6 protein-coding genes are annotated in these 5,268 nt (G+C 61.0%); 2 read left to right on the forward strand and 4 right to left on the reverse strand.

The window, feature by feature from the left end; all coding sequences use genetic code 11:
• A partial coding sequence (locus AC1XOS_RS19320; RefSeq protein ID WP_481963853.1) for an oxidoreductase occupies positions 1-348 on the reverse strand: 348 nt, incomplete at its 3' end.
• Positions 349-404: 56 nt separating this feature from the next.
• Between AC1XOS_RS19320 and AC1XOS_RS19325 the strand changes: the two genes are divergently transcribed.
• Together AC1XOS_RS19325 and AC1XOS_RS19330 are read left to right on the forward strand one after the other, a co-directional pair.
• Entirely contained in the window at positions 405-1,106 is a 702-nt protein-coding gene (locus AC1XOS_RS19325; protein ID WP_481963854.1) for a polysaccharide deacetylase family protein, read from the forward strand.
• Between the two features lie 50 nt (positions 1,107-1,156).
• Positions 1,157-2,266, forward strand: a complete 1,110-nt coding sequence (locus AC1XOS_RS19330) for a HEAT repeat domain-containing protein (RefSeq protein ID WP_481963855.1) — start codon at positions 1,157-1,159, stop codon at positions 2,264-2,266.
• 139 nt (positions 2,267-2,405) lie between these two features.
• Here the strand turns inward: AC1XOS_RS19330 and AC1XOS_RS19335 are convergent, their stop codons facing one another.
• The 3 genes from AC1XOS_RS19335 to AC1XOS_RS19345 are packed head-to-tail and all read right to left on the reverse strand — an operon-like array spanning position 2,406 to position 5,094.
• Positions 2,406-3,437 (reverse strand): hypothetical protein, encoded by a 1,032-nt coding sequence (locus tag AC1XOS_RS19335; RefSeq protein WP_481963856.1) that lies wholly within the window; start codon positions 3,435-3,437, stop codon positions 2,406-2,408.
• The gene (locus AC1XOS_RS19340) at positions 3,434-4,366 is read right to left on the reverse strand and encodes a hypothetical protein (protein WP_481963857.1); all 933 of its coding nucleotides are present in this window, start codon (positions 4,364-4,366) and stop codon (positions 3,434-3,436) included. The genes AC1XOS_RS19335 and AC1XOS_RS19340 overlap by 4 nt, the downstream gene beginning before the upstream one ends.
• Complete coding sequence (locus AC1XOS_RS19345) at positions 4,363-5,094, reverse strand: hypothetical protein (RefSeq protein ID WP_481963858.1); 732 nt, start codon at positions 5,092-5,094, stop codon at positions 4,363-4,365. The genes AC1XOS_RS19340 and AC1XOS_RS19345 overlap by 4 nt, the downstream gene beginning before the upstream one ends.
• Between the last annotated feature and the right edge of the window lie 174 nt (positions 5,095-5,268).

Genomic DNA, 5,268 nt, shown 5'->3' on the forward strand with positions numbered 1-5,268 from the left:
CAGAAGCTTATTGGAGCTGGCCGCGCCCCCGTGAAAGAGCTGGGTTCCAAAGAGTGCGCCGTGCGTGTGGGCGGCTTCGACGCAGCGCCGCCAGCCGTCGGTGTAGGAGTCATCGGCGATTCCCACGGCGTTTGCCCAGCCGCGTCCGCCTTGGGAGACAAAGACCGCCGCCCCGATGATCGTGCCTGTCCCCCCTGCCGCCCGCCGTCGGTACCAGTCCACGATCCAGTCAGTCATGTGCCCAGACTCAGTCGCTTGATTGAGAGTCATCGGGCCCATCACGATGCGATTTGGCAGAGCGGGAAAGCCATCGCTCAGGGGCAGAAGAGAGAAAAGGGGATTGTTCACACGAGGAGTGTACCCTCTTCGCAACAGCGGCGGGGAGAGGCGGGTAAAATCACGTCATGAGCCTCGCTATGATCCATCCTGCTGCCCGGAAATCTCCCCGAACTCTCTTTCTTGTCTGGCACGATATTGTCCCGAGCGAGAAACTAGTTTGGTTCGACACGACGATTGCGGAGTTTCAGGCCCAGCTCGCGGCGCTAGAGAAAGCGCGAGTGCGGCCTGCTGCTCTGCCGACTATCGAGCGCTGGCTCTCTACGGGCCAGAATCCACCACCCGAAAAGAGTGTGGTGCTCTGCTTTGACGACAACACGCAGGGGATTTTTGACTTTGTCTTCCCTGAAATGAAGAAACGCAGCTGGCCCTTTGTGGTCTCGGCGCACACGGCATTTGTGGGCGTGAAGACCGGCAAAGACCACGGCGACTGGGCGGAGCTAAAGGCTATGGCACAAGGCGGCGCGACGATCGTTTCTCAGACCCACTCGCACCCACCCGATCTGCGGACGTTTTCGGAGGCGAAGCTCGCCAAGGAGTTTGCGCTCTCAAAAGCCTCGATGCAAAAGCACCTTGGGACTGCGCCGCGCTATGTGACGTATCCCTCGGGCAAGTGGGACGCTCGCGTGGCAGAGGCGGCGCAGGCGGCGGGCTACAGGCTAGGCCTCACCGAGGACTTTGGGCTGGCGGAGCGCTCGCCGCACTGCCTAGGGATCAACCGTTATTCCACACACCGGCGCTGGGCGGAGGCGCTGGCGGCACTTCGATAGTGTTTTTTAGCTCTCCAGCAAGGCCTAGACTGTACCAATAATAGGGGGTAATGAATGATGATCTGCTACGGGAGCTTCCGATATTGCCTCGGAAGAGCGTCACGGATACGGCACTTTTGTCGGATGATATTGAGGCGCTTCTCGTTCAGTTGAGCTCACCCGACTGGCATATCCGCGTGGGAGCCTCCGAGCTTCTCGGGGAGCGACGAGAGCCTGTTGTGGTCAAGCGCCTGGTGCCGCTTCTTGGCGCACCTGATTTTCGTGTCCGCCGCGCCGCCGCCGAGGCACTGGGGCACATGGGAGCCTTCGCCGCTGAAGACCTTCTGAGTGCACTGACCCATAAAAGCGACCTGGTACGTCAGTCGGCACTGGCGGGGCTGCGTGTGGCGGAACAGGCTGCTTGTCCCACTCTGATCGCTGCGGTGCAAGGGAAAAGTAAAAACGTCGCACGCCGTCGTGCGGCGATTGAGGTACTCGGGATGCTTCGTGTGCTGGGTGCTGCGCCGATCTTAAAAGACTGTCTCCAGGATACGGATGCAGAAACACGCTGGCGGGCTGCCACGGCTCTTGGGGAGCTCAGTGCCCTGCAAGCTGTCCCAGAGCTAATCGTGGCTCTGGAAGATAAAGATAGCCAAGTGCGCTGGGCCGCTGCCACCACGCTGGGGCAGCTCGGAGACCGAGTGGCTGTGGAGCCACTGGTGGTTTGTCTGCAAGATAGCCAGGAGGTCGTTCAAGCCGCCGCTGTCTGGGCACTAGGCCAGATTGGGGATGGGCGGGTTGTCCCGGTCCTAATTGCCTTAGTGGCCGAAGGCGCCTCTGATGTGCGGCGCTCTGCGGTCTTGGCGCTAGGGAAGCTAGGCAACCCGGCGGCGCGCAAGTCCGTGATTGGGGTTTTACAAGAGGAAAACACTGAGCTACGGCTGGCGGCAATTGAGGCGCTGAAACTACTTCGTGGTAGCGAGAGCATCCAAGCGCTTATCCCCTTGCTAGGAGAGCCTGAGGCAGCGATTCGGCATGCGACCGTGGAGGCCCTGGTGGGCTTTGGAGCGCAGGCGGAGAAAGCGCTTAAGGCGCAGGCGGGCAAGACCAGTGGCTGGGCAGCAACCGCCATCCAAGAGGCACTTGATCGCCTCTGGCGCGAGCAGCGCCGCGCCGCCTAATATCACTGCCGCCCCGTGAACGGGGCGTCTCGGTGGCGCAAGCGCCGCAAAGCCCGTGCCGGGCTACCGAATGTATCTCCAGCCCGGTACGGGCTTTCCAGCCGCAGGCTACGACACGCCCCGTTCACGGGGCGATTCATTAACTCCACTCTCTAATCTTCGCCTTCACCTCCGCGATGGCGTGTGCGGCGACAATCACACCGGCAGCGCCCCGCTCCAGTGCCTCCTCTAAGCCAATGAGCTGATCGAAAACGGCCTCTATCCGCACATAGAGAGGAGGCTGCTCCCAGGGAAGGATGTCGGGGTCGGGCGCGTCGAAGTCTCCGGCCAGTGCGATAACATCCTCAAAGCCTGTGGTGCTCCCATTGAGGGAGGCTAGGCGTGGCAAAGCGGAGCGCTGGTTTTCGTCTTCTAGTGCCTGCACCAGCTCCGTCAGCTCCTCGCGCAGGGTTTCCACAGGCACGGAGAGGGTGGCAGGATCGAGGCACCAGCGCAGCTTGGCACGTGCCGCTAGCCGGACAATCTCTTCGGGATCTAGCGCATCGAAGGGAAGAGCCAGGGCCAGATCGCCACCACCGACGAGGCTCTGCGTTGCCCAGAGTGAGGCTTCATCCCAAGACTCTCCCGTGAGCAAAAGCCCCTCGGCTCCTGCGGTCATGGCCTCCTCAGCTTCTTTCAGGGTCGTCGCCTCACCCCAGACAGCCACGGCGATTCCTTCGGTGGTGTAGGCGGGAAAGTTGGGCTCATCTAAGAGCACACGGGGCTGGTGCTTTGCCTGAAGCCGGACGATCTCATAGGCGCTGGGCTCGACACTAAGCCGTCCACGCTCGGGCTCCAGCAAGAGTAGCTCGCCCTCACCGATAGAGAGAAGGGCATCGTCCACTCCCGCCAGCAGCGCGATGCCCTCGGGGAGCTGGGGAGGGCGGCTCGGCAGGCGCTCGCTCACCACGCCGCTGAGAATGGCACCGTCGGGGAGGGGCAGTAGGAGCGCCGTGGCAGGATCTTCCGCGACTAGGATCAGTGCCATCGGGACGTCCTCGCGCTTGCGCCACTTATCAATCTGCCCCAGCAGGCTCTCGTCGAGCGTGGCGCGTCCACTCTCTAGGGAGAGCTTGGCCGCCCGACCCATTGCGTGGCCTTTTCCAAAGCCTTGTCCTGTGAGCGTTTTCACGGCCTGCCATCACCCTCGTCTTCTTTATCGCCCTTGATAATCGTCCCTTTCAAGATGGGCTCTAAAATAAGTTTCTCTGCGCCCTCTTTGAGGATGATGTCTGCGGTGTCGGAGAGGATGCGCTCGCCCTTATCATTGACGGCGACGACGCTTCCCTTGATTAAAGCACGCTCATCGTTGCCGAAGTACTCTAAGCTGCCTCCGGTGATGGTCCAGTCTTTCTCTTTGTGCCGAAAGGTGATCTTGACATTGGTGTCCGTGAAGGCGCGTTTTTGCTTCCACCAGTAGCGGAGCTTGTCGCAGGTGATGGTCACGGGGTTCTTGAACTCTTTACGGAGCGACTTGGGGGTGGCCTTGGGATCATCGGGCTTGGGCCGTGCGATGATTTTTACGTCGCCTGTCATGTCGGCGTAGCGCAGCTCTTTTTTGTAGTACGCCACGCCGCTATCGCTGGTGAGCGTGTTCTGGGGATCTTCCATGCGCAGCTTGCCGGGAGCGCTGGCGATCTTATTGTCTTCGTTGTAGAGCACGGTGTCGGAGAGAAACTTGGTCTCTTTGTGAAGAAGCTGGGCATCTCCGGTGAGTGTCCAGAGCACTCCCTGCGTCGTCGAAGCACGCGTCATGCGCTTGCCGTAGGGGTAGTAATCGGGATCCTCGTTGTTTGCCGGCTCCAGCGGCTTGGCAGGCGGCTCGATTTTTTGCACCACTTTTTGCGCCACCGGGGCGGTTTTAGGGGGAGGGGCTTGGGGCTTTGGTGCGGGCAGCACCACTGGCTGGACGTTCTTGACGCTTGGTTTGGTCTGTGTGGTGGGCTTAGCAGGTGGGGGTTTTGTGCCAGGCCTAGGGAGGGTCGGGCGGGTTTGGGCATAGAGCGCAGCGGCGGCGAAGAAAGCGGCTAGGGTGAGGGCAGCAGGTGTCAGGCGTTTCATAGGATCTCGATATCGTCTTTCGTGCCACGGATTCGCCCCCGGAACTCGTCGAGCGAAAAGTCGTGTGTCTCTACATTCAGAGCCAGATCGCGCCCGAAGACTTCATCGTTTTTGCCCGTGACGATCTTGACCGCACCAGGGCAGGTGACGAGCTTGGTGCCTACTTCGTAGCGGAGCTGGGTGCAGGTGATCGTGAGGGTGCCCAGCGACTTGGGCAGGTCACTTGACATGGGCTTGGCGGGCGGGAGAACTTTAATCGTGATCGAGCCTGCTGCCAGAAAGCTCTTGGCTTTGGTATCAAACGAGGCGATAGGGGCGGAGAGCGTGGCGCGTGGCTGGCTATCTTGAAGCAGTGTGGCTTCGAGCCCGCCGGTGAAGTCGAGCTTGGTCTGATCTGTGAAAGCAGCACTTGGTGAGGAGAGATATGCGCCGGGCTTGCCTTTGTCCAGAAGCGTTGCTTTCAGTCCCTGGGTGAAGCGCATCGTGCGCCGGTCGCGCTCGGCGTCTATAACTTTGGAGGTAATAATCCAGGCGGGCTCCCCCTCTTCGTAGCCGGTCACAGAGACATCGTGGAAGCGTACCGCCACTTGTGCGGAGAGAGGAGGGGCGATGGCGGGGGAGAGGCTCATCGCTCCTCCAAGGCGTGCACGACGAAGCGCGATACCCGTGGCGAGCGTCAGCAAGAGAGCCACGAAAATTAGAAAGAAGCGCTGCGTTCGTTCGTTCATAAGCCCCAAAACCGCAACTCCCGGCACAGGGCCGGGAGTTGCAGAGGACGAAGCGAGAGTAGCTTAGATCGGCGGGGGCGGCGGCGGGCCGTCTTGGGTCGCGATCTTGATGACGCCGAGGTCACGGGATGCTCCCCCGGCAGTGGGGGGCACTGGGAAGCCCGGATTGACCAC

Source organism: Armatimonas sp. (assembly GCF_964826245.1).

Bases quoted from the DNA above. Each gene is read 5' to 3' on its own strand.
- AC1XOS_RS19325 (WP_481963854.1), top strand. From the start codon at position 405: ATGAGCCTCGCTATGATCCATCCTGCTGCCCGGAAATCTCCCCGAACT.
- AC1XOS_RS19330 (WP_481963855.1), top strand. From the start codon at position 1,157: ATGAATGATGATCTGCTACGGGAGCTTCCGATATTGCCTCGGAAGAGC.
- AC1XOS_RS19340 (WP_481963857.1), bottom strand. From the start codon at position 4,366: ATGAAACGCCTGACACCTGCTGCCCTCACCCTAGCCGCTTTCTTCGCC.
- AC1XOS_RS19345 (WP_481963858.1), bottom strand. From the start codon at position 5,094: ATGAACGAACGAACGCAGCGCTTCTTTCTAATTTTCGTGGCTCTCTTG.